Source organism: Williamsia sp. CHRR-6 (genome assembly GCF_018474015.1).
Classification (GTDB): domain Bacteria; phylum Actinomycetota; class Actinomycetes; order Mycobacteriales; family Mycobacteriaceae; genus Williamsia_A.
Window position 1 is genome coordinate 190093 of the sequence record NZ_JAHCSG010000002.1, and the last position, 23536, is coordinate 213628.

At 66.4% G+C, this 23536-nt stretch carries 21 protein-coding genes; 13 read left to right on the forward strand and 8 right to left on the reverse strand.

Annotated elements, in window-relative coordinates:
- Positions 1–53: 53 nt before the first annotated feature.
- Positions 54–764, reverse strand: a complete 711-nt coding sequence (locus KIK15_RS06835; RefSeq protein ID WP_214243447.1) for an alpha/beta hydrolase — start codon at positions 762–764, stop codon at positions 54–56.
- Between KIK15_RS06835 and KIK15_RS06840 the strand changes: the two genes are divergently transcribed.
- Both KIK15_RS06840 and KIK15_RS06845 read left to right on the forward strand, forming a co-directional pair.
- Positions 735–1592: a hypothetical protein gene (locus KIK15_RS06840; RefSeq protein ID WP_284149959.1), complete on the forward strand. Its 858-nt coding sequence runs from the start codon at positions 735–737 to the stop codon at positions 1590–1592. The two genes, KIK15_RS06835 and KIK15_RS06840, sit on opposite strands and share 30 nt — an antisense overlap.
- Positions 1593–1745: 153 nt before the next feature.
- A complete protein-coding gene (locus tag KIK15_RS06845; RefSeq protein ID WP_214243449.1) occupies positions 1746–3575 on the forward strand; it encodes an alpha/beta fold hydrolase in 1830 nt (609 codons plus the stop codon).
- 110 nt (positions 3576–3685) lie between these two features.
- Here the strand turns inward: KIK15_RS06845 and KIK15_RS06850 are convergent, their stop codons facing one another.
- The 3 genes from KIK15_RS06850 to KIK15_RS06860 form a co-directional block, all read right to left on the reverse strand.
- Positions 3686–4729 (reverse strand): cytochrome P450, encoded by a 1044-nt coding sequence (locus tag KIK15_RS06850; RefSeq protein WP_214243450.1) that lies wholly within the window; start codon positions 4727–4729, stop codon positions 3686–3688.
- Positions 4730–4836: 107 nt separating this feature from the next.
- The gene (locus KIK15_RS18875; RefSeq protein ID WP_214243823.1) at positions 4837–4917 is read right to left on the reverse strand and encodes a tryptorubin family RiPP precursor; all 81 of its coding nucleotides are present in this window, start codon (positions 4915–4917) and stop codon (positions 4837–4839) included.
- A gap of 267 nt (positions 4918–5184) precedes the next feature.
- Positions 5185–6291: a hypothetical protein gene (locus KIK15_RS06860; protein WP_214243451.1), complete on the reverse strand. Its 1107-nt coding sequence runs from the start codon at positions 6289–6291 to the stop codon at positions 5185–5187.
- 337 nt (positions 6292–6628) lie between these two features.
- Between KIK15_RS06860 and KIK15_RS06865 the strand changes: the two genes are divergently transcribed.
- The 3 genes from KIK15_RS06865 (at position 6629) to KIK15_RS06875 (ending at position 9476) form a co-directional block, all read left to right on the forward strand.
- Positions 6629–8356: a peptide-N4-asparagine amidase gene (locus KIK15_RS06865; RefSeq protein ID WP_214243452.1), complete on the forward strand. Its 1728-nt coding sequence runs from the start codon at positions 6629–6631 to the stop codon at positions 8354–8356.
- 80 nt (positions 8357–8436) lie between these two features.
- Positions 8437–8718, forward strand: coding sequence for a hypothetical protein (locus KIK15_RS06870; protein ID WP_214243453.1), 282 nt, complete (start codon positions 8437–8439; stop codon positions 8716–8718).
- Between the two features lie 59 nt (positions 8719–8777).
- Positions 8778–9476: a dienelactone hydrolase family protein gene (locus tag KIK15_RS06875; RefSeq protein WP_214243454.1), complete on the forward strand. Its 699-nt coding sequence runs from the start codon at positions 8778–8780 to the stop codon at positions 9474–9476.
- A gap of 248 nt (positions 9477–9724) precedes the next feature.
- Here KIK15_RS06875 and KIK15_RS06880 read toward each other — a convergent pair whose 3' ends face one another.
- Both KIK15_RS06880 and KIK15_RS06885 read right to left on the reverse strand, forming a co-directional pair.
- On the reverse strand, positions 9725–10945 hold the full coding sequence (locus KIK15_RS06880) for an amidohydrolase family protein (RefSeq protein WP_214243455.1): 1221 nt from the start codon (positions 10943–10945) through the stop codon (positions 9725–9727).
- Between the two features lie 46 nt (positions 10946–10991).
- Positions 10992–12509 (reverse strand): DUF222 domain-containing protein, encoded by a 1518-nt coding sequence (locus KIK15_RS06885; protein ID WP_214243456.1) that lies wholly within the window; start codon positions 12507–12509, stop codon positions 10992–10994.
- Between the two features lie 190 nt (positions 12510–12699).
- Here KIK15_RS06885 and KIK15_RS06890 point away from each other — a divergent pair, with 190 nt between their 5' ends.
- Entirely contained in the window at positions 12700–13410 is a 711-nt protein-coding gene (locus tag KIK15_RS06890) for a DUF6636 domain-containing protein (protein ID WP_214243457.1), read from the forward strand.
- A 294-nt stretch (positions 13411–13704) separates the two neighbouring features.
- Positions 13705–15753 carry a glycoside hydrolase family 97 catalytic domain-containing protein gene (locus tag KIK15_RS06895; protein ID WP_307851771.1) on the forward strand — a complete coding sequence of 683 codons (2049 nt, stop codon included), beginning with the start codon at positions 13705–13707 and terminating at the stop codon, positions 15751–15753.
- A 108-nt stretch (positions 15754–15861) separates the two neighbouring features.
- Here the strand turns inward: KIK15_RS06895 and katG are convergent, their stop codons facing one another.
- Positions 15862–18072, reverse strand: coding sequence for a catalase/peroxidase HPI (gene katG / locus KIK15_RS06900; RefSeq protein WP_214243824.1), 2211 nt, complete (start codon positions 18070–18072; stop codon positions 15862–15864).
- Between the two features lie 31 nt (positions 18073–18103).
- Positions 18104–18547: a Fur family transcriptional regulator gene (locus KIK15_RS06905; protein WP_307851773.1), complete on the reverse strand. Its 444-nt coding sequence runs from the start codon at positions 18545–18547 to the stop codon at positions 18104–18106.
- Between the two features lie 182 nt (positions 18548–18729).
- Between KIK15_RS06905 and KIK15_RS06910 the strand changes: the two genes are divergently transcribed.
- The 6 genes from KIK15_RS06910 to KIK15_RS06935 all read left to right on the forward strand — a co-directional run bounded on the left by KIK15_RS06910 (position 18730) and on the right by KIK15_RS06935 (position 23480).
- Positions 18730–19494 carry a hypothetical protein gene (locus tag KIK15_RS06910; RefSeq protein ID WP_214243459.1) on the forward strand — a complete coding sequence of 255 codons (765 nt, stop codon included), beginning with the start codon at positions 18730–18732 and terminating at the stop codon, positions 19492–19494.
- A gap of 83 nt (positions 19495–19577) precedes the next feature.
- Positions 19578–19925: a hypothetical protein gene (locus KIK15_RS06915; RefSeq protein WP_214243460.1), complete on the forward strand. Its 348-nt coding sequence runs from the start codon at positions 19578–19580 to the stop codon at positions 19923–19925.
- Positions 19926–20065: 140 nt separating this feature from the next.
- Complete coding sequence (locus KIK15_RS06920; RefSeq protein WP_214243461.1) at positions 20066–20380, forward strand: hypothetical protein; 315 nt, start codon at positions 20066–20068, stop codon at positions 20378–20380.
- Entirely contained in the window at positions 20373–21992 is a 1620-nt protein-coding gene (locus KIK15_RS06925; RefSeq protein WP_214243462.1) for an alpha/beta hydrolase, read from the forward strand. The genes KIK15_RS06920 and KIK15_RS06925 overlap by 8 nt, the downstream gene beginning before the upstream one ends.
- Positions 21993–22065: 73 nt before the next feature.
- Complete coding sequence (locus KIK15_RS06930; protein ID WP_214243463.1) at positions 22066–22500, forward strand: MarR family winged helix-turn-helix transcriptional regulator; 435 nt, start codon at positions 22066–22068, stop codon at positions 22498–22500.
- 59 nt (positions 22501–22559) lie between these two features.
- Positions 22560–23480, forward strand: a complete 921-nt coding sequence (locus tag KIK15_RS06935; RefSeq protein ID WP_214243464.1) for a dienelactone hydrolase family protein — start codon at positions 22560–22562, stop codon at positions 23478–23480.
- Positions 23481–23536 lie beyond the last annotated feature (56 nt).

Consider the following 23536-nt stretch of genomic DNA (forward strand, 5'->3'; position numbering starts at 1 on the left):
GGCAACCTCCCGGCGTCTGTGGTCAGAATGACTACAGAGTAGCAGAGGGGCCGTCAGACCTGCACGCGCATTTCGACAGCGGTGACCACTGCGGCCCACAGATCCGACGACGGGGTGATGATGTCGAAGTGATCGCCGGGGGCGAACACCTCGGTCACCTCATCGCCCGCAGCGAACGCGGCGGCGGCGTAGTCGTGGCTGATCTGCACAAGGTTCGGGTCGTCGTCGTGCCCGCAGGCCACCAGCTGAGGTACCCCCAGCGGCAGACGATGGCGCGGTGACGACGCGATGTCGCCGGGATCGTCGGCCCGCCAAATGTGTCCCAGTGCGGCGGCGACCGCGCCGTTGCCCAGTTCGTGCGACGTCGCCGACTCGAGGTCCACCACGCCAGCCAATGACACTGCCAGCAACCCACCGCCCACGTCGGCGCAGGCGCGCAACGCCAACTGGCCTCCGGCGGAGTGTCCGAGCACCACGATCGGGATGTCGGGCCCGATGGCCTCGACGCATGCGGTCAATGCGGACGCGACGTCGGCGGTCGTGGTCGCCCACCCGTGGGCATCGGGTCGCCGGTATTCGACGTTGTAGGCGCTGACGCCGTTGTCCTGCAACCACATCGACATCGGGACCATGAGGTCATAGGTCCACCTCGATCGCCAGTAACCACCGTGGATGAGTACCGCTGCCCACCGTGCGGGGGTCGTCGGGCGGTACACCTCGATCACGGTCTCGGGATGATCGTCGTACTGGATTGTCGATGTCACGCGACCACTGTCGCACGGACGGTCGTCGCGTGTGTAGGCGCGATTCATCGCCCGGGAACGACGGTGATCCGCAACGCCAGCTCGAACTACATGGTCCAAGACCTCTGTTGCTTTCTGCGACAACTCGGGGTGCGGATCGAGGGTGTCGGTACCACCACTCTGACGGTGCATGGGCTGGCCACGATCGATGCCGATGTCGACTACCAGCCCTCGGAGGACCCCATCGAGGCGATGAGCCTGCTGACCGCAGGCGTGGTCACCCACTCGACTCTCACCGTCACCCGAATTCCCATGGAGTTCATGGAGATCGAGCTGGCCATCCTCGAGCAGATGGGGCTGCAGATGGACGTCTCGACCGAGTATCGCTCGGCCAACGGTGTCACCCGGCTGGCCGACGTCACGGTGCACCCGGGTCCACTTGCTGCTCCGTTCGACAAGATCCACCCGATGCCGTTTCCCGGGTTGAACATAGACAACCTCCCGTTCTTTGCCCTGATCGCCGCGATTGCCCAGGGCCGCACCCTGATCCATGACTGGGTGTACGAGAATCGGGCGATCTACCTGGTGGAACTCACCCGTCTGGGTGCGGCAGTGCAGCTACTCGATCCGCATCGGGTCTCCATCGAGGGCCCCACGTCGTGGTCGCCCGCGGAGGTGATGTGTCCGCCTGCGCTACGTCCGGCCGTGGTGATCCTGCTGGCGATGTTGGCCACGAAAGGAACATCGGTGTTGCGCAACATCTATGTGATCAACCGGGGTCACCAACAGCTCGCCGAACGCCTCGGGGAGATCGGTGCCACCGTCGAGACCTTTCACGACCAGACGTGAGTCGTTTTCCGCGTCGCCACAGCGGATCTGCGCTAGTCTCCGGATTCCTACGTTGTATCGGCAAGTCGGGGGTGTCGACACGCGTGCGCCACGCGGTGGCGTCTTCGGGTGTCGTGGTCGTGCGTGTGGGGGCACCCCGGAAAGGCGCATTGCATGTCTGGTCCCTCTCGTCGGCTCCTCGTTGGAGCCATTGGTCTTCTCACCCCGCTGGTCGTCGCGGTGCTCCCGGCCCCGGCCACTGCCGCACCGGCATCCACCGAACCCGACACGATGAAGTTGGCAGGCACGTTGTCCAAGCAGAAGGTGGTGTGGGGCGAGTGTTTTGACATCCCGCCCGGAACGCCTCTGCCGCCCAGCCTGGCCAACATCAAGTGCGCCACGGTGCAGGTGCCCCGGGACTGGAAGAAGCCGACCAACGGCAAGATCTGGAACATCAAGATCTCGTACGCGTTCAACATCAGCACAGACAACCCGCGCCACAAGGGCACGATCTTCACCAACCCCGGCGGTCCGGGGAGTGGGGGAATCGACCTGCCGATCTCACTGCAGGAGGGGACCCCAGATCTCAAGCCCTACTACAACTATCTGGGCTTTGATCCGCGCGGGGTGGGGCAGTCCGATCCCGCCACGTGCCGGGTGACCACCACCGAGCCCGGCTCGTTGAAGGAGCTGTACCGGATCGTGGCACCGATCTGTGCGGCCAACGAGGACGTCAAGACCATCAACTCCCAGCAGACGGCCTACGACATGGACTTCATCCGCGGCCTGCTCAAGGAGCCGAAGATGGACTACATCGGGTACTCCTACGGGACGTGGCTGGGCACCACCTACGCAAGTCTGTTCCCCAGCAAGGTCAACCACATGTACCTCGATTCGGCGGCCGACGTGACCAAGCCGACGCTGCAGAGCACCCAGGAGTTCCAGTACCTGGCCCGCGATCGTTCGTTCGCGCTGCATCTGGCCAACTACATCTCGCGTCACGACGACCTCTACAAGCTCGGCACCATTCGCGAGGACATCGTCAAGCGGTACTTCGCCGCTACCGCCAAGCTCGATCGAGGCGTGGTGAAGACGATGTGGGCTTTCGACAACGGGCTCGCCGGGCTGGCCAACAACAAGTTCTTTCAGTCTGCGGCAAACGTTTTCACCACGTTGGTGCAGATGGGCGAGCAGCCGATTGCCGCGCCTTCGGCCACCGGGGGGACCGCTGCGGCGCTGATCAGTTCCTTGGATGCGGTGAAGGTCGACCCCGACGCACCGGCGGTGGCCAAGGAAACCGCCGCCACGGTGAGTGCGGCCGCGGCACCATTGGTGGGGCAGAATCCCGACGAGCCGCAGACATTCGACTTCACCGATTCGCAGAACTTCATCCGCTGCGGAGACGGGCAATGGACCCAGGGCACCGCCTACTACGAGTCGCTGGCCGCCCGGCTGACGACCACCGCCCCCTTCGACACCCAGGTCGACCTGGTGGAGAATCCGCCGTTCTGTGCGTTCTTCCCCACTTCGAACCTCAATCCTGTTGCCCCGAAGAACTTTCCCAAGGTGCTCTTCGGGCAGTCGGAGTTCGATGCGCAGGTGGGTTACGAGTCGGGTCTGGCCAGTGTCAAGGGCCTACCGGGCGCAAAACTCCTCGCCATCGACAACGAGGGCACGCATGGGTTGTTCCCTTATGGAACCGAGTGTTTCGACCGTCCGATCATCGACTTCTTCCTCACCGGCAAGCTGCCGAGCAAGAAGGTGACGGTGTGTCAGGCCAAGCCACTGCCGGGCGAGACCACCACCTACGAATCGGGTAACCAGCTCGATGCGCGGGGACGGGGCTCGGTGACCCTGATCCCGCGTACCCCGCGGCAAGAGCGGGCGGTGGCCGACCTGCACAAGCAGCTCGATCGGGTCACCTTCGACAACACCGTGGCACCGCAGCTTCGGGAGTTGTACGGCGACAGGGGCGTCGAGATCGCGCGCAAGAACGCCGGGTAGCCGGTGACGACGACACCCGGCCGATCACCCGAGCCCTGGGGCAACCCCCGGGCCGGGCACACCACCCAGCGGATCGGTCGGGTGTTCGTTCTTCTTCGACGACCGGAAGGTCAGGTTCGGGTCACCTCGACCCGGGTGACGCCGAGCATCCCGGCGAGCGGCACGGAAGCGCTGTGCTGTTCCTCGGCAATGCGCAGACCTTGTTCACGCACCACGTCGAGGATGCGGGAAGCCAAGGGCAACACCATGTGTCGACCCCAGCATCGTTCTGAGAGGTGCCCGAAGGGCAGATAGCCCGGATGTGTGTCGACGTCGAGATCGTTCCAGCGTTGCGGCTGCCACTGGTCGGGATCGGCGAAGTTCTGGCTGCTGCGATGGCTGAGGAACGGCAGCAGCAAGACGTCGTCGTCAGATCTGATGCTGGGATCGACGGCGGTGAACCCGGCTGAGGCCAGTCGCAGGATGTTCCATGAAACCGGGAGCAGCCGTAGGGATTCGGCGATGATGTGCGAGTTCGGCACCGAGTCGTCGAACGGCGATCCCAACCACACGGCGTTGGTGACCACGGCGGCCACAGTGAAACAGACCGGTGCGGCCAGGCGACGGTAGAGGCCTAGCGCGTGGCGTCGCCCCGCATACGTGGAGCCGTGGGTGGAGACGGCTGTGGCCAGCGCGGACAGTTCGCGGTCACCGCTGGGCAGCCGCGGTGTGGCCGCGGCCGCGATGGTCAGCCAGGTGAGCACCGGTGTGCGTTCGAGCTCGCGGTTGACCATCACGGTCATCCGCTGCGGGTCGTGGCCGAACACGGTGTTGCGGAGGTGCTCGTGCACGACGTCTGGCCAGCGGCCGGTGAGATCGACCCCGTCGATCGGGGTGTCGAGCGCGGCACGAACGTCTTTGCCCACCTCCCGCATGAGGAAAGTGGCTTCGTGCCGAGGGATGGATCGGCCGCGCAGCGGTCGAAAGGTGGGCCGCTCGATGTCGGTGGCCGTGCGCGAGGTGAGGATGGCGTCCATCAGCGTCGGATCGGTGACACCGACCGTCGCCGGTTCCAAGCGGAACACCGGGTCGTCACGGTGGTCGGCGAGGAGTCGTCGGAGGCGAGCAGGCAGTTGTGTCGTTCGCGCGCGGTGGACACCGGTCATGTCCGACATGCGATCTCCTGCACTGTGCGTGTTCGGGTCAGATGCGCCGGTGGCGCTGAGGGTTGTTCTACCGAAACACCCTTGGCCCCAAATGGTGGGGCCAAGGGTGCACGCGGTCAGTACCAGATGTACCAGGCGTAGGCCTTCAGGCTCTTCTCGCGACGAACGGCGTTCTTGATGCCGGCAAACACCTTCATGGGAACTCCTCAATCTCTGTCGAGTGGCCGAACCCGGTTGTCGTGAGGGGACTTACGTGTGGGGGGTAGGCAACCGGGGCCGTGTCGCCACTGTTCACCGGGGGGCGAACAGGTTGTACTTTAGTACCGCTAAGAACCTGGCGCGACCGGAAACATGATTGTGGCCGAACAGATCTGGATGATCTGCGTGGTTTGTCTGATCTGATCGAATTGCCCTGGTGCGCAACGCACGAGCGCGGCCGACCGCGTAATGCAGGTCGGTCGCGGTCAGCAGCTCGTGGCCGGGCTGGTCAGGCCGAGCATCGAGTACTTGCCCTGGTAGCTCGGCGAGGGTGAGGTATGGAAGAACCACGGCACATAGACCTCGTCCTCGAGCTTCCAGGTGGTGGAACCGACGACCTGGGTGTAGGTCGAGGTGTACACCGGGTCGCCCACCTCGAGGTTGGTCAGGCACCCGTATCCGGCCACTGAACTACCCGGCACCACGTTGTATTGGGTGCCGCCGACGAACGGGTCCATCGCCCACTCGGCGACCTCGTGCGAAAACGCCTGCAGGTTGGTGTTGTTGGCTTCGATGTTGGCGTAGCCGAACGTGTAGTTGCCGCGCTGATCGTGGTACCCGCCGAAACCGCTTCCCTGGAAGGTGCCGTCGTCGCCGTAGACGTTCGGCGCGACGAACATCGTCAGCCCGGTGGCCGAGTAGGCCCCGCTGATGCCGTTGGTGGTGACGGCATTTTGGATGGTGGTGTCGAGGACCCCGTACTCGCTGCCGACAGTGCTCCACTGCCCGTAGGGAACCGTCACCGTCACAGGCGCTTTCACCACCGGGTTGAGCAGCAGGTGATAGTTCGAGCCCACCTTGCCCGCGTTGGCCCGGACGTAGGCGTCGAGGTACTGGGTGACCTCGCCGGCGGGCTTGGTGGCGGTGTTGGTGAACATGGGGCTGCCCGCGGTTGCGGTGGCTGCTGCGCTGGCGTTGATGGTGGTCGACGTGCCGTTGGCGTTCTGCAGCACGAAGTTCATCGGCACCAGGTTGACGGTGATGGTGGTGGTGGCGTTGGCGGAGGGGCTACCGCCGACAAAGCGTGCGGGGTAGGACTTTCCGGTGTTGGCGTCGATGTTGGTCGTCGAGTAGGACGCCACGGTGGAGGTGAGCGCAGCCGGGGCCGATCGGGCTGACTTGCGCGACTGGATCTTCTGCGTGCCGTCGATCAGATGAAGCTTGATGTGTTTTGCGTCGGTGGGACCGGCGGTGGGGCCGGTGCTGCCCTCGGGCGGGGCGGCAGCCGCCATCCCGGACCCGATGACGCTCAGTACGGCACCGACGGCAGCGGCGATGCTCAGGACGCGAACACTGGTGGACCTGTTGGTCATGTAGGACGAACCTCTCGTGAAGGGATGTTTGCCGTAAGTAACGGCTTGGGAAGCCTATGCAGATGAACGCATTCGTGAATGTCTGAGAGAATTAACACTCCCGAAATACTTTAGGGAGGCAAACTACTCAAAGACGACAAGAACTACGCAGTTCGGACAGGTTCGGGTCATTGTGGGCGCAAGGCGGCTCGACCGGCGGCGGCTGAGGTGGGTCGTGGTGTCCGGATGGTCCGGTACGAGCCAATTCCCATGTGCGACAGAGTCGGAAGCGTCATGATCGGCGACCGATTCGATCGGCGGTGGACCCCGATCCTGGGTAGCTTGAGCTCCCATGCGCATGGTCGGTCGTATCTTGGTCCCCGCTCGACTCCGGTTGCGGCGCTCCGGCTCGGGTCTGGTGGCGATGTCGGCGCTCGCGGTGCTGCTCGCCAGTGGGGCGGTGGGGTGGGCTCCCGCCGCGATCGCCGACCCTGCTCCGGCGCCGTCGGGCTACATCGAGAGCGGCAGTGACGATCCCGTCACGCCCGCACCCGATACCACGCGTCCAACGAGTGCATCGTGCTCAGTCACGTTGGCGCACAACTTCTTGTCCAACGCGCCCGACGGCAGCAACCAGCGGTACCGCGGGACCTTCACGCCGCCTGCCGCATGCCCGGGCCCATGGGCCAAGGTGATCCTCGACAGTTCCACGACGGTCTCGGGTCGCCAGTTCGACCGGGTGGGTGACCTGAAGGTGGCAGGTGTGACCATTTGGTTCGGCACCACCCAGGAGCCCGCAGGCGCGGTACCGACCACCTTCCGTTTCAGCAAAGACGTCACCCGCTACTCGGCGTTGTTCCGATCGGCGCAGTCCTACGAGGGTGGGATCGAAAACTACACCACCGACGTCTACACCGGAAACTATTCGCAGACAGTCACTCTCACGTTCTTCCGGGCCGATGCCGCGAACCCGGCACCGTCGGTTCCCGACGTCGTGAAACCGTTGACCTTTGCCGATCTGACGCCTGCGGCATCGTCGGCGACCGCGTCGGTGGCCCTGCCCCGCAACCTCACCTCGGCGTCGGTAGAGACAACGCTGAAGGGCAATGGCTGCGATGAACAGTGGTTCAGCGCGGTGCCCGACGCGGTGGTCTCGGCGTTCCCCAAGGCTGGTCTCTGTGGTGCCACGTCGTATCGGGAGGCGATCCTGTCGATCGACAACACCCCGGCGGCAGCGGTGAACACGTTCCCGCACATCTACTCTGGCGGAATCGTTCCCACCCTGTGGCGACCGGTGCTCGCCATCAACACCCTGGATCTGCGGCCGGAGACCGTCGACATCACACCGTTCGTCGGCCGGCTGGTCGACGGCGCGCAACACACTGTGTCGGTGCGACTTCCACAACTCAACGATCGATGGCAGGTGGTGGCGACGCTGTTCGGAACCGTCGATGCCTCATCGACCCAGACGTCGGGATCGCTGGTGTCGAGTTCGGTGCCTGATGCCGCCCCGCGTGTGACGACGCGACCGGCGGCCGGTGCAGCGGTGAGATATCAAGTGGCCGTTGGGCGTAACTGGCAGACCGTCGGCTGGGTGCGGTCCTCGGCAGGAACCGTCTACACCACCGTCGCTGAGTCCCGGGATTGGCGGCAGGTCGGCACCATCTCGGGCAACGGTGCCAGCCAACAACTCGAACAGCGTGACGTGACCCGTTACCGGTCGCGCTCGACCAGCGGCGCGCGGGTGGTGGCCGAGCAGACCCTGCGGGAAACCTATCCGCTGACGGTGGATGTGAACACCGCCGACTACACCGATGACCAGAACTTCTCGCTGACCGCGACCGTGTCGATGGGCCTGGACTACGCAAGCGACGCGGTGACGCTCGGCGGTCCGCGGGCACGCAGAGCGGGCGAGCTGACCCTCGACTCGCGCGGGGTGTTGGCCCGCGCGGCGGGCAAGACCAGCGCCTCGGACGGGTCGTCGAGGACAACCTGGCGCGGAGTCGACGACCGCGGCCGATACAGCGCTCGCACCATCACCACCGAGCATGGGCGGGTGCTCACCGACACGGCCACACCGCGCTGATCGATCCACGTGGCGGTGTGCCTGTGATAATTTCTCCCGTACGTTCAGACGGCTGGCGGGAAGGTGCTGGGAAAATCGTGATGAGACCTCGAGCCGTGATGGTGGTGGGGAGCGTGGTGGTGAGCCTGTCGTTGCTGGCCACCGGATGTTCCAGCAAGCCGAAGGCGAACGCGAACATGACGTGTTCGAACTTCGCGAAGGCGTCCGACAGCAACCAACGCAAAGCCACCGAGTCGGCCTACAAGGCCAAGTACGGAAAGAACCCGGGGACCGTGGCTCGTGCCTCGGCAGGGTTGAAGATCCGCGCCTACTGCGTGCTCCCATCCAACGGGTCGAAGAAGATCAAGCTCGCTCCGTTGTGATCAGGCGCGTAGCAGCGCTCTGAGCTGCGCGTTCTCTTTCATCTCGTAGGCTGGTGACCATGACTGAAACCAACCCACGTCAAAACGTCACGTTCGCCAGCAACGGCCATCAGGCCCATGGTTACCTCGCGGTTCCCGAGAGCGGTTCGGGCCCGGGCGTCGTGGTCATCCAAGAGTGGTGGGGTCTCGACGACCACATCGCCGACATCTGTGACCGCTTGGCCGCCGAAGGTTTCGTGGCGCTGGCACCCGACCTCTACGGCGGTCGGGTGGCCCACGATGCCGACACCGCCGGGCAGTACATGACCACCCTTCCGGTGGAGCAGTCGGCCAAAGACCTGTCCGGCGCGGTCGATTTCCTCCTCGCCCATGATGCGGTGACTTCGAAGACCGTGGGCACAGTCGGGTTCTGCATGGGTGGCGGGTTCGTGCTGCTACTCGCGGTGGAGGCCGGCGACAAGGTCTCGGCGGCCGTCCCGTTCTACGGTGTCGGCCCGGGTGTGCCCAACACCTATGCGGGACTGACGGCAAAGGTGCAGGGCCACTACGCCAACGACGACGGCTTCTACCCGGTCGAACAGGCGCATGCGCAGGAGAAGCAGATCCGCGACGAGTCCGGCGCGCAGGTGGAGTTCTTCTACTACCCGGCCGGACACGCCTTCCACAACAATGAGGACAAGGCCGGAACCTACGACGCCGAGCAGGCCGCGTTGGCCTGGGGTCGCACGGTGGAGTTCTTGAAGGCCACCGTGGTCTGATCTCGCGCTCTGACAACTCCGCCCGCCGGCCGTCCTGGTCGGCGGGCGGATTGCTGTCGGGGTGCCGTCGGGCGTGGCTGGGGCACAGGTGACCAGCGTCGCCAGCTTCTGGTTCTTCATCGGTTTGCCACCGAATACTGGCTATCGGTCCGATAACACCCTGCGCTGGCAGAACGTGGCCACCGCGATGGGCTGCGGACAATCCCGGTCACCTGCTCGGCGACGGTCACGCGGCGCCGAGTCCCGACTCAGGCGGCAGGTTGGGGACCGTCGGAGACCAGCCTGCCGTCCTGATACACGCCGCGCACTCGCGGGGTCAGATCCGTGACCTCGCCAGGGGTGCCGTCGAGCACCACCAGGTCGGCGCGTTGTCCGGGTGCGATGAGGCCTCGGTCGTCGGCGACGCCGAGCAGGGCTGCGGCACTGCCGGTGGTGGCGTGTAGGGCGTCGAGGTCCGACATCCCGCATTCGGTCATGAACGCGAGCTCGTCGAGGTTGGTGCCGTGTGGGCCCACACCGCAATCGGTGCCCATCGCGATCGCCACACCCGCCTCGTGGGCTCGGCGCACGCTGTCGCGGTGCGCCTCGAAAACCATGTGCGCCTTGTCCACCACGGCCGGCGGGTAGGGCACCCCGGCGTCGATCGCGGCCAGCAGTGACCGCGGCGCGTGCAGGGTGGGCACCAGCCAGGTGCCGCGATCGAGCATCATCTCGATCGCCTCGTCGTCGAGGAAGATGCCGTGTTCGATGGAACGCACCCCGTTGCGGATGGCGGCTTTAACGCCCTCGGTGCCCTGGGCATGCGCCATCACCGCCAGCCCCGCAGCCGCAGCCTCCTCGACCATCACCGCGATCTCCGCATCACGAAAGTGGGCGTGGCGCGGGTCATCTCGCGGGGAGAGCACCCCACCGGTCGTGGCCACCTTGATGACGTCGGCGCCCTCGCGGATCAGGGTGCGCACCATCCTACGTACTTCGTCGACACCGTCGACCACTCCGCGAGGACGTCCGGGATGGGGCACCATCAACGGCACGTCCACCCCGCATGCGGTGTGCGAGTCTCCGTGACCGCCGGTTTGCGACAGCAGGCTGATCGAGATCTGCATCCGCGGTCCCGGGATCAGTCCGGTGTCCACCGCGGTCTTGATCCCCAGGTCGGCCCCAGCGGCGTCCCGGACTGAGGTGACCCCGATGTCCAAGGTGCGCTTGAGGTTTGCCGCCGCCCGATAGAACTGCAGGCTGAACGGTGACTCGAGATTGGACGTCATGCTCGGGCTGTCGAAGGCGACGTGAACGTGGGCGTCGAAGAAGCCCGGTGAGATCCAGCGGCCGGTGCAGTCGATCACCTCGTCGGCGTCGAGACCTGAACCCACCGCGGTGATCCGACCGTCCTCAACCAGGATGTCGCCGGGAGCGGGGGCCTCGGTGTGACCGGTGTACAGGGTCCCGCCGCTGAAGAGTGTGCGCATACGACGATCTAACTCCGGTCATGAGTGATGCGCAGCAATCGGGCCGTCAGAAGGGTGGTGGGTCGTCGGCGCCTGCGGTGGTGCGGTTGTGGTGGCGTTCGGTGCGGCGGCGGGCGTGTTTGTCTGCCAGGCGTGGTTGTCGTCTGGTGGGTTCGTCTGGTGTGGCCGCGGTTGGTGGGGCGGGTGGGGCGTGGGCGGGTTCGGTGAAGGTGATGTCGGCGAGGCCGGGGAACATGTCGTCGCCGGTGAAGGCGGGTCCGGCCAGGGTGATCCCTTCGGGGGTGGTGATGGTTTGTGTGGTGATGCCGTGGGTGACGGTTTGATCGTCGAGGAATGTGGTGAATGTTTTGATGCCGTGGTGGAAGCGGCATTTGGTGTTCATGTCGGTGTAGCAGGTGTGGCCACCGGCGGCGGGGTCTTGGTGGTCGTATTCGGTGACGTGGTCGAGGTCGGCGGTCCAGGCCCGCTGGTCGCAGCCGGGCCAGGTGCAGTACAGGTCACGGGTCCGCAGGATGGTGTCCAGGGCGGTCGAGGGCCGGTAGGGGTCTGACGGTAGGTGTGGCGGGAGTGGTGTGTCGGATCCGCCGACGGGCCGGATCGACGTTCCAGGGCGGGTCAGTAGGTCGGTGAGGTGGGGGGCGGAGATGACGCCGTAGCCGTCGATGAATGCCGGTGTTTCCCCGTCGCCGGCGGCGGTTTCTAGGTCGCACACCACATGCACGATCAGCGATGTCGCGGTCGCGGGCACGTCCCGGCGGGTGACGGCCTCAGCATCGGGGACGACCGGTGCGGCACAGTCAGGCTGGTGGCAGCTGCATTCCCAGGGGACTCCCATGGTGAGGCAGAACAAGGCGTCACTACGCCGCGCCGCCAGGGTGCGGTCGTCGCGGCTACAGACGGCGCGGGCGAGGGCGTCGATGCGGCGGGCCAGCGCGACGGCTGCTTCGGCGGTCATGGTCGCGGAGAGTTCGGCCATGCCGTCGGGGCGGGGATCACACCAGAAGCCACGTTCGGATAGTGCTTTTTTGCGGCGTTCCCGCACGGCGTAGGAGTCGTAGCGGTAGACGATCCGATCGACCATGTCCCGTAGCCGGGCCGTCGACCATGAGCCCCGCCGGTGCAGGGTGGCGGCGATGTCGGTGTCGATCAACGCCTGGGTGTCGGGGTCGGTGACCAGGTCGGTGCGGGTGATGATGGTCCGGAGATCCCGGCCCGAAATCAGCCCATCCCGCAAACACTCCCCCACCTTCGGCAACCGCGACGCCATGGTGACTGCGGTGTCCAACAGGCGTTCCCCGGCGGCCTGGGACATGTTGTGGACCGCCGCGATTGAGGTGGCGCATTGCACGAACCCGTCAAACCGGCGGGTATCAGACTCCGCGGTCGGAGCAACCCGACGGGCATGCAACTCCGCCGCCCGCGACAGCCGTAGCCACTCCAAAAACGCTTGCCCGGCCGTCGCATGCCGCATCTCAGTCAACAGGGCCGCATCCGGGGCGGCGGTGGGATCAGCAAGCAACCCCATCGCCTCCCGCGACACCCCCGACCACCCCCCACCAGCCATACCCCGCACGCTACGACACAGGTATGACAATCATCGAAAAACCAGCCCTGACGTGGGAGGACCAGTCCAGCGCGATGGTCGTCGGGTCTCGGTCGCGGTGATGCGTAGGCAGGTAGGCTGCGCGGTGAATGAGAGTCTCATCGTCGCCTGAGTGCCAGCCGAGGTCGCGGCCACGGCCTAGTCTCGGGTCATGTACGCACCCGATGGTGCCAATTCGTCGGCACGTCACGGTATGGCAGCGCGGGCTGCGGCGATCCTCGCCATCTGGGCGCCGGTGGTGCTGGTGGCCGGATGCGGATCGGATTCGGTGTCCCGCTCGCCGGCGACCAGTCGGCTCACCCAAACCGTGATCAGCAGTCCGGTGAGCACCCCCACGACCAACCCGGCGACGAACACTGCTGGTGGCGGTGGTGACCTCGGTGACGGTGGGCCTGCCGGGGATCAGCGTCCACCTCTCACCCCACAACCGTCGCCTCCCGCGCCGACGCCCACATCGCCGGGCACGGTGGACCCATCGACCTACGCCGTCGGCGACCGCTACTACTTCATCAGTCCGAGCGGGCTGTTCAGCTGCGGCATCCTGGCGCCGTCGACGCCGGGGGCGTCGAATGGGGCGGGATGCCAGGGCGACACCTCGCCGATTCCCCCGAAGCCGTCCTCGTGCCGCCTCAGCTGGGGCCACGGCATCAGGGTAAACGTGGGCGCCGCACCAGAGTTCCTGTGTGTCAGCGACGTTCAGTTCGCGCCGGCCGACGGTACGCCGGCCCGGGTGCTGGGGTACGGGCAGACCCTGCAGGCGTATGACTTCTCCTGCACGGTCCTCGAAAGTGGCATCACCTGCCGCCAGAATTCCACTGGTCGGGGTTTCACCATCGCGCGAGAGACTAACCGGCTCTTCTGAAACCGGTCCAGAATCGGGCAAAATACACAATTCCGGGCGCGAACCCAAATATTCACAACACGGTTGGCGATTGCGGGTTCCCCGAAACCTCATCGCCTTGTAGCTTGTGGCCCCGGGTGCCTGCCGCGGACACCCGGAACGGGGAGTGGTGTGCAGGAAAACGAGTGGTCACCATCGGTAGGTCGACGGACTGTACTGCGCGCGACGGCGCTGGCTGCAATCGCAGCGCCGGTTGTGTGGCAGGCCGGCACCGGTTCGGCGGTTGGCGCCCCTCAACGTCGGTCGCCGACCTCGGTGGGCGCCACCGCGCCGGGTGGGCGGATGCGGATCACGCTTATCATCGATCCTGCTGGCACGCCCGGCTACGTTGCCTCGGTTGACGGTGTGGACATCACCGGCGTCTGCCCACTGGGCATCGTGCTCGACGACGCCGACTTCTCCACCGGCCTGACCATCACCGATCGTGGCCGTCGGCAACGGATTTCGTATGACTACCCGCTGGCGCAGGGCAAGGTCGCGCGGGTGCGTGGGGTGGCCACCCAACGCGAGGTGGCGCTCGCCTCCGCATCCGGGCGCACGATGACCGTCGCGTTGTGGGCCTCTGCCCAGGGCGTGGCGGTGCGTTACCGCTTCGCTGATCCGCGTGACGGCGCAACGCACACCGTCACCAGAGACCTGACCGGGATCACCGCCCGCATCCCGGCCGACGGTGGCGCACAGTTCACCGAGCCGTACACTCCCGCGTCGCCGAAGTATCAGGACTTCTACCTCGACCGCAACCACCACGGGATCCCCACTCTCGGCAGCACCGTCACCAGTGCGCTCACCGCTTCCGGTGGGGCAACCTTCCCCATCCTGCTGCGCAGTGCAGCCGCCGATGGCACTCAGTATTGGTTGCTGGCAAGCGAATCCGGCGCTCTGGGTAGCTACCCGGCGTGTCATCTGAAGCAGCCTGTGAGAGATCCCTCCGCGCGCACCGCCACGTTCGCGGTGGCGTTTCCGACCGACGATGAGGCGTTGGGCACGTTCGGCCCCGGGGCGCCGCGGGTGTCGGGTGCCTGGGACAGTCCATGGCGCTTCATCGCCATCGCGCGCGATGCGGCCACCGTCGCCGAGACCACCCTGGCCACTGACCTCGCTGAACCCAACGCCATCGGCGACTTCTCGTGGGTCACGCCTGGGTCGGCCTCGTTCTCATGGTTGACCGACAACAGCAGTCCGACCAGCCTGGAGAAACTGATCACCTGGCTGGATCTGTCGAAAAAGCTCGGCTGGCCGTACTCGCTGATCGACGTCAAGTGGGACCAGATGACCGACGCCACAGGTGCGTCGGTGCCGTTGGAACGCCTTGCGTTGGAGGCGAAGCTGCGGGGCGTGCGGCTGTTCCTGTGGTACAACTCCGCAGGTACCAACAACGACGCGTCCGGCAACACTCCGCGCGACAAGCTGGCCGACCCGGCCACTCGGCTGGCCACCTTCGCCCGTCTGGCGGCGCTGGGGATCGCCGGCGTCAAGGTCGACGGCTGGCAGAGCGACAAGCAACAATTGCTGGCCCTGCAACGTGATCTGCTGATCGATGCTGCGAAGTTCAAGCTGCACGTGGTGCTGCACAACACCACCATCCCGCGCGGGTGGGACCGCACCTACCCGCATCTGCTTGGAGTGGAAGCGGGCATCGCCAGCGAGTACTACAACAACACCAAGCCCTACACCGATCAGATGGCCGAGCAGAACACCATCAGCGCAGTGGTCCGTAATGCGGTGGGCCCCTTTGACTACGGGACCACACTGTTCACCTCGGCACTGAAACCAGGCGCTGATCGCTATACCTCTGCCGCCCACGAATTGGCGCTGGCGGTCATCTTCCAATCGGGATTCAACGGGTTCGCCGATGCTCCCGACAAGTACCTCGGGCAGGATGAGCAGGTACGTACTGCACTGTCGTCGGTGCCGTGCGACTGGGACGAAACCCGTTTCCTCACTGTCGATCCCGCGCGCCAGGTGATCGTGGCCCGCCGAAAGGGTCGCGTCTGGTGGGTGGCGGGCATCAACGGTGTCACCACATCCATCTCGCCGGGCTTGTCGACGTCGGCGCCCGGGTATCGGCGTGCCTCCGGTGCGTCGCTGCCGTTGGCTGCCGACCTGCGAGCCCTCAAGATCGGCCGCGGCGCGCGGGCCACGCTGTTCCGTGATGTCTCGAGCACCGACAGCTCCCTGGTCCACGAGGAGGTGCGGGGCAATCGCTTCACCATCGACACTGCCCCGTTCGGTGGCTTCCTGCTGGTGTTCGACGGTGGGCTCTCGCGCCGTCCGGGTGGCTCTGGAATCTTCGGCAGCAGCTGACGTGAGCCGTCACGCGGGGAGATAGCCTGCGCGACAACAACCCTGAGGCACATATGCGACACCCCCCGACTGGCCGTCGGGGGGTGTTCGTCGTCTGTCAGGCGCAGATCAGCTCAAGTCGAACCGATCGGCGTCCATCACCTTGGTCCATGCCGCGACGAAGTCGGCGACGAACTTCTCCTTCGCGTCGTCGGCCGCGTACACCTCGGCCAATGCGCGCAGCTCGGAGTTGGAGCCGAACACCAGATCGGCGCGAGTGCCGGTCCACTTCTCGGCGCCGGTCGCGCGATCCTTGCCGACGTAGGTGGTGTTCTCACCTTCCACCGACGACCACTCGGTCTCCATGTCCAAGATGTTGACGAAGAAGTCGTTGGTCAGCGTGCCCGGCTTGTCGGTGAGCACGCCGTGGGTGGACCCACCGTGGTTGGCGCCCAGCACCCGCAGGCCGCCGACCAGCACGGTCATCTCCGGTGCACTGACGGTGAGCAGGTTCGCCTTGTCCACCAACAGGAACTCGGCCGGCAACTCCTCGCCCTTGCCCACGTAGTTGCGGAACCCGTCGGCGCGCGGCTCGAGGTAGGAGAACGACTCGATGTCGGTCTGATCCTGGGTGGCGTCGGTGCGACCCGGCGTGAACGGCACGGTCACGCTGTGACCGGCGTCCGCAGCGGCCTTCTCGATGCCGGCCGCGCCACCGAGCACCACGAGATCGGCGAACGAGACCTTGGCCCCATCCGATCCGGTGAAGTTCTCGGCGATGCCCTCGAGGACGCGGATGACCTGAGCCAGCTCGTCAGGCTCGTTGATCTCCCAACCAGCCTGCGGCTGCAAGCGGATGCGGCCGCCGTTGGCGCCGCCACGCTTGTCCGAACCGCGGAACGACGACGCCGCCTTCCACGCGGTCGACACCAACTGTGAGACGGTCAGCCCGGAGGCGAGGATCTGCTTCTTCTGCTCGGCCACGTCGGCCTCGTTGATCAGCGCACCGGTCACCTCGGGAACCGGGTCCTGCCACAGCAGGGTTTCGGCGGGCACCTCGGATCCCAGGTAACGCGCCTTGGGGCCCATGTCGCGGTGGGTCAGCTTGAACCAGGCCTTGGCGAACTCGTCGGCCAGCTCGGCGGGGTTCTCCAGCCAACGGCTGGTGATCTCCTTGTAGATGGGGTCGACGCGCATCGCGATGTCGGAGGTGAGCATCATCGGCGGGTTCTTCTTGCCCTCGACGTGCGCATCGGGGATGAGGTCGGCGCCGGCGCCGTCCTTGGGCCGCCACTGCCACGCGCCGCCGGGTCCCTGGTGCACCTCCCATTCGAAGCCGTAGAGGGTTTCCAGGTAACCGTTGTCCCACTGGGTGGGGTTGGGGGTCCAGGTGCCCTCGATGCCGGAGGTGATGGTGTATTCACCCTTGCCGGTGCCCAGGCTGTTCTTCCAGCCCAGACCCATCTGCTCGATCGGGGCGCCCTCGGGCTCGGCGCCCACGGTGCTGTCCGGACCGGCGCCGTGCACCTTGCCGAAGGTGTGACCACCGACCACCAGGGCAGCGGTCTCCACGTCGTTCATGGCCATCCGCTTGAACGTCTCGCGGATGTCGTTGGCCGAGAGCTGCGGATCGGGGTTGCCGTTGGGGCCCTGCGGGTTGACGTAGATCAGACCCATCTGGACCGCAGCCAGCTCGTACTCGAGCTCGCGGTTGCCGCTGTAGCGCTCGTCGCCCAGCCAGGTGCGCTCGGGACCCCAGTAGACGTCCTCGTCGGGCTCCCACACGTCCTCACGACCGCCGGCGAAACCGAAGGTCTCAAAGCCCATGGTCTCCAGGGCCACGTTGCCGGTCAGCACGATCAGGTCGGCCCACGAAAGGTTCTTGCCGTACTTCTTCTTCACCGGCCACAGCAGGCGCCGCGCCTTGTCGAGGTTGGCGTTGTCGGGCCAGCTGTTGAGCGGCGCGAAGCGCTGCATGCCCGCGCCGGCGCCACCGCGACCGTCGGTCACCCGGTAGGTACCGGCGGCATGCCAGGCCATCCGGATGAAGAACGGTCCATAGTTGCCCCAGTCCGCCGGCCACCAGTCCTTGGAGTCGGTCATCACCGCAGCGATGTCGGACTTGACCTCGGCGAGATCCAGCGAGGAGAACGCTGCAGCGTAGTCGAAATCGTCGTCCATCGGGTTGCCGACGGACGGGTTCTTCTTCAGGATCCCGAGGTTGAGGGCCTTGGGCCACCAGTCCTGGTTGCCGGCACCCTCCACCGGGTACTTGCGCTCACCGTGGACGACGGGACACCGTGCGGCGGTCTCGGTCTCGTGGGTTTCAGTCACGACAATCCTTTCGAGAGTTGCTTCTTCACCGGTGCGGTCACGGATGTGACTGCACCGCTTGGGCTGTCGAACATGAGGAACAGACTCCCCAGTAGATGACCTCGGCCTCGTCGATCTCGAAGCCTTGGGTGTCGGCCGCGTGCAGACAGGGGGCCTCGCCGAGCGCACAGTCGACGTCGGCGATGGTCCCGCAGGTGCGGCAGACGATGTGGTGGTGGTTGTCCCCGACGCGGGATTCGTAGCGTGCGACCGAACCCGAGGGTTGGATCCGTCGCACCAGCCCGGCAGTGGTGAGAGCGCCGAGCACGTCGTAGACGGCTTGCCGGGACACCTCGGGTAGCTCATCGCGCACCCGGGTGAAGATCGTCTCGGTGTCGGCGTGCGCATGGGCGTACACCGCTCCGAGAACCGCCACCCGTGGCCGCGTCACCCGCAGGGCCGCGGCACGCAGCATCTGAGGAAAGTCGGCGGTTGAGGTCACCACCCGACTATGACCACTTTTCTGGATCCAGTCAAGAGTGAGTCGGAGGTGTTCACCGAAGTGACCACGGATCGTCGGGTGTGCCGGTTAGTGTGTCGCTCGTCTGTTTCCGGTGTTGGCCGGGCTGGGGCGCGTGCGGGCCGTCGGGCGTTGCGCGCAGGTAACGGGATCTCAGGAGAAGAATGAAGCGCAGTTGCGTGTCGGTCGTCGTGACGACATCGGTGATGCTGTCGGCGGCGGGTCTGCTCGCCGGGTGCTCGTCGGATTCGTCTGGATCGGCAGCTGATCCAACGTCGGCGGCCTCTACGTCAGCAGCCCAGACGTCCAGCGGCACAGCTGATTCCGGTGGTTCGTCGGCGCTGGACAAGTACCTACTGACGGCTTCGGACCTGCCCGGCGGGTTCACCTCGATGAGCGTGCCCGCCGATCAGCGGGCGCAGGCGGTTCGCTCGGCATTCGGCGACGCCAAGAACACCGTCATCACCCCGGCGCGATGCCAACCCGATCTGCGTGGGGCGACGCCGCCGGCCGAGGGCAGCTACGCGACCAGCTTCTTCTCCAACACCGACACCGGCGAGCTGGTCACCACCGTGGCCACCACCGGCACCTCGCTGGTGCGCCAGTACAAGACCTACAACTCCGGCGCATGCGCCACCCACCGCGCGCGGGTGACCACCGACGGGCAGGCCGTCGATGTGACGGTCACTTACACCCCGCTGCCGATCACCCCGGCCGGAGTCGATGAATCCTTCGTGGCCAAGCAGTCCCTGCGCAGTGCCGTCGCCGGGCAGACCAGCAGCAATGCGACGCTGGTGGCGTTGCTGCGCAAGGGATCGACCACGGTGCAGGTGACCGCGCGTAAGTTTGCCACCGACGGCTCGGCCCCCGACGTCGCGTCGTTCACCGCGCTGGTGCGCACCGCGGCGAAGAAGCTGACCGCAGCCTGATCATCTCCGCGCTCAGGCGCGATAGGCGTTTCTGATGGCGGCGAAACCGTCGACGTGATCCATGTTCTGCATCCCGGGCGCGGGTGCGGGCGACGGAGGGAGCGTTTCGAGCTCAGCTCGACACCCTCGCCGACCTCCCGACCGTCCGGGAAGTTCGGGGCTGCGGCTACTTCTACGCGATCGAACCGAGCGCACACACCGTCGACGGGCGGCTGCTCACGCCGCCGGAGCGCAACGAGCTGTACGGCGACGCGATGCTCGCGTGGCCGCTCGAGCGACTCGGTGTGATGTTGCGCGTGTCGATCGATGCCGGTGACCCCGTGATCAGCCTGGCGCCGCCGCTGGTGGCCGGCACTGCGGAGTTGACGCATCTGGTGGAAGCCTTGCGTGAGGTCTTGACCACGATCAGCGTGGCGCACGCCTCGCTGTGAGGAGTTCATGCGGTGCGCTCGCGCCGGTCTCAAGGTGTATCGCACTCGCAGGCACCGGCAGGTTCCACAGCTACCGTTGATCCACAGGGCCTTTCGGTGTGTGTGTGGTGGATCGCGGTGGCGGCCATAGCCTGGCGCTCGTGACTGAGATCCTCATCATCGACCCGGTTGTGGTGGCCGAGTTGGCCGCGCGCCAGCGTGGCGCGGCACATCAGCTGCGAGCCTTGCGCGAGGCGATCGACGTCGGCACCGTGGCCGCAGGGCTACCCGGATCGCAAGCGGCCCAGGCCGCCGGGCCGCTGGCCGAGGTGGCCGCCGCCGCGCTGTCGGACATCGCCCACCGTATCGATGCATTGGCGCAGGCCAATACTGCTGCGGCACAGACGATCACCTTGGCCGACGAGGACTACGCCCGGCGCATCCACCAGGTGCTCGAGCGCAACGAGCATGGCTGAACCCACAATCGGGCAGGTGCTCGCGTGGAGTCGCAACCTGCACCATCTGGCCGATCTCGCGGCAGCGATCGATCAGCTCGTCGATGATCTGGACGGGGTGATCAACCGCGTGCATCGCGACGTCGACACCGCGATGGGGCAGTGGCAGGGGATCACCGCACGCACGATGCAGGCACGTGCCGACACCGAACGCGTGTTGGGGCAGCGGCTCGGCTTCGGCCTGCTCGACGTCGCCGAAGCGATCCGTCGTCAGCTGCCCACCCTCGAGCACGCCACCCGATTGACCGTCAACGCGGTTGAATCCATCTCAGCTGCAGGGTATCTCGTCGACGACTCGGGCGGGGTGTCACCTCCGCAGCTGCCGCGCGGCGGGTTCCCCACCGACATACCCGCCGACGCCGGACCGCGCTCGGCTGCATCCATCGCCGCCGGATCGGCTCGCCTGCATGAGCAGCGCGTGCACCTGGCGATGGCAGCGGTCGGTGCGGCCGATCACGAGTTGGCGCGTGAGGTGGGTGAGTCGCTGGGTCGGGTGCGCGAGACCGCACACGCGGCGGGGGTGGGCGTCGTCGCGTCGCAGTGGGTGAACCGCATCCTCGTCGGCGAGGCCCAGCTGCCGCCCTGGCCGGCCATGCTCGCCGATTTCTGGTCGCGACTCACCGCACCAGAGAAGGCGCTGTTGGTCGCGAAGTTCCCCGAGTTGGGCAACCGGGCTGGACTGCCCGCCGCCGATCGTGACCACATCAATCGGATCAGGTTGGGGGAGATGATGATCGATGCCGACGCTGCGGTGCGCGCGGGTCCCTCCCCGGCGGCCCGGCGGTGGCGCGATCAGCTCGGCACGCTCGCGAACGCTCTTGCCGCTCGCCCGGGACGAGCTCTGCTGGTGCTGCGGGCCGACGGCCGGGTGGCCGTCGGCACCGGGGACACCGACGGCGCCGCCCACGTGGCCACCGTGGTGCCGGGCACCGCCACCACCCTCGGCGACATCGACGCCAACCTCGGCCGCGCCGACCGCATAGCCGCCGCCGCTCGCACCGCCGGTGCTGCCGACGGCGAGGTGGCAGTGGTGATCTGGCAGGACTACGCCGCACCACCATCGGTGCTCGCCGCGGTCGACCCGGGGCCGGCTCGGTCGGGTGCGTTGGGGCTGCAGGACTTTCAGTCCGGTCTGCGTTCGGCCGCGGTGGGCGGGCATCCGCCACACCTGACGGTGATCGGACACAGCTACGGGACCACGGTGATCGGGATGGCGGCCTCGATCGACTCGGGTGTGGAGGCCGACGACGTGGTGCTGTTGGCCAGTCCGGGTCTGGGTGGCGCGCACTCGGTGGCCGATCTGCGGCTGCTCGGGGCCTCAGGGAACACGGTGGCGCAGCATGTCTGGTGGTCCACCGCAGCATTGGACCCGATCCGATTGGCCGCCCCTTATGTCTTGGGTCCCCAGCCGGGGGCGAGGGTGGGGGGTGTCGAATTCCCCGCGCTCCCAGGCGATCCACCGTGGGATCAGTCGTCGCAGTTCGGGGTGGCCGTGCATTCTGCCTACTTCGACGAGGGCAACCCGGCGCTGGATGCCATCGGTGCCATCGCCGCCAGACGGATGCAGCGGTGAGGCCAGGTGTCGGGCGGGCGCGGGCCCGCCCGTTTCGGGCTTGTGCGTCGCATCGTCGCCCTATGCTGAGCCGGTGACCGTTCCCCGCGATGCCGCGATCGCGCAGGCGCTCTACGGGTTGACCGTCGAGGTGGTGCGGCAGATGCCGCGCGATCTCAGTCTCACCGCGATCTCGACGTTGTCGATGATCGAACGGCTCGGCTCACAGCGCATCACGGCGCTCGCGAGTGTCCAGGGGGTGGCCCAGCCGTCCATGACCGCGATGATCGCTGGGCTCGAACGGTCGGGCTACGTGCAGCGGCGCCCCGATCCGGCCGATCGGCGTGCACAACAGGTGTCGCTGACCGACAAGGGAATCGACTACGTCCTGGCCCGGCGGCGACGCGGCGCCGAGCTGATCGAGCAGTCCCTGCAGGGCTTGTCGAGCGAGGACCGGGCGACGCTGGGGGCCGCGGTGGCGGCCGTCAACCGATTGCGGGAGATCCAAATGGGCGGCACAACAACCTGATTGGTGGTCGATCGTAGGTTTTGCCACCTGTGGCCCGCTGAATTGGGCATAGTGGGGTGATGACCGAACTCAAGCAGTACATCGCCGAGGAAATCGCCACCGACCATGTGGAGGGTCTGCTCTCGCGTCGGGAGGCTATGCGCCGGCTGGGGCTGATCGGGCTCTCGGCTGCATCGGCGTCGGCGTTGATCGCGGCCTGCGGAAGCGATTCGGGATCGTCGTCGAGTTCGTCGAGTTCGACCCCGGCGTCGGCGGCCGCGGGATCGGGGACGGCCTCGGCACCGGGGATGTCGACGGCGGTGGCCACCGAAGCCATCACCTTCACCGGTCCACGCGGTCCGCTGCAGGGTGCGTGGGCACCGGCCGCCTCGGCCAAGGGTGCGGTGATCGTGTTGCACGAGAACAAGGGCCTCACCGACCACATCCGTAGCGTGGCCGGGCGGCTGGCTGGGGCCGGGTATTCGGCCCTGGCCATCGACCTGCTCAGTGAGGAGGGGGGCACTGCCACCTTCTCCGACCCCGCACAGGCGACCGCCGCCCTGGCCAAGGCCTCGCCGGATCGGTTCACCGCCGACATGAAGGCGGGTGTGGCCGAACTACGCAAGCGCGTACCCGACAAGAAGATCGGTGCGATCGGCTTCTGCTTCGGCGGCGGACTGGTGTGGACGTTGCTCGCCTCGGGCGAGCCGCAGCTGTCGGCGGCGGTCCCGTTCTACGGTCCGCTGCCCGACAAGGCCGACTTCGCCGGCTCGAAACAGGCTGCGGTGCTCGCCGTCTACGCTGCGCTGGACAAGCGGGTCAACGCGTCCATGCCCGCCGCCGAGGCTGCACTGAAGGCGGCCGGGATGACCAACACCGTCGTCACCGTGCCCGGAGTCGACCACGCATTCTTCAACGACACCGGCCAGCGCTACAACGCTCAGGCGGCCGCCCAGATCTACCAGCAGGTCTTGGACTGGTTCGGCGAATACCTCGGCTGAGTTCGACTACATCACATTCGCTCGGAACACTTGAGTGAACAGTCGTACACTCAACG